The sequence below is a fragment of the Streptococcus sp. HMSC10E12 genome, assembly GCF_001807855.1.
In the GTDB taxonomy this organism is placed as follows: domain Bacteria; phylum Bacillota; class Bacilli; order Lactobacillales; family Streptococcaceae; genus Streptococcus; species Streptococcus salivarius.
Genome location: NZ_KV791128.1, coordinates 1 through 799, shown reverse-complemented (window position 1 = coordinate 799; position 799 = coordinate 1). Strand labels below are relative to the sequence as shown.

Genomic DNA, 799 nt, shown 5'->3' with positions numbered 1-799 from the left:
CCAGTGATTTTTCAAGGCTCGATAGGGTAGTGACTTCTTATCGAATTGGTTCATAATTGCAATTCTTGTCTTTAAAAAGGCTCGACTAAGGTGCTGGATGATGTGGAAACGATCAAGAACGATTTTTGCGTTTGGAAAGAGTCTGCGGGCTAGTGGGATGTAGGCTCCAGACATATCCATCGTGATAAACTGCACCTTTTGGCGAGCTTTTAATGGATACTTCAAAAAGTAGTTTCGTATAGAGGTTTGGCAGCGATTATCAAGGATGGTTATGAGTTTGTTTGTCTCATAGTTCTGAGCCACAAAAGCCAATTCCCCTTTCTTGAAACCAAACTCATCCCAGGACATGACCCTTGGGAGTTTGTCAAAATGTTCCTTGAAAGTAAACTGATCAAGCTTACGATAGACGGTAGAGGTCGACACACGAAGTCTTCTGGCAATATCTGTTAGTGACATCTTCTCAGTTAGGAGTTGTGCAACTTTTTGACGGACTAGATTTGAGATTTGGCAGTTTTTCTCAACGATAGATGTCTTAGCTACCGTGACTCTCTTACAACTTTTACACTGGAAACGGCGTTTCTTCAGACGTAGCAGTGTAGGCGTTCCAGCTTGTTCGAGAAGAGGAATTTTAGAAGGCTTTTGAAAGTCATAATTGATCATCTTTCCTTGGCAGTGAGGACATGATGGTGCAGGGTAATCAAGTTTTGCTTGAATCTCGATATGAGTGTCAGTTTCAAAAACAAGTGAAATCTTGATATTTTGGTCTTTAATTCCGATTAATTCTGTGGTATTCTTAATA

General features: G+C 40.4%; 1 protein-coding gene. It reads right to left on the bottom strand.

Going from position 1 to position 799, the window contains the following annotated elements:
* A partial coding sequence (locus HMPREF3112_RS10675; RefSeq protein ID WP_256262703.1) for an ISL3 family transposase occupies positions 1-798 on the bottom strand: 798 nt, incomplete at its 3' end.
* Position 799 lies beyond the last annotated feature (1 nt).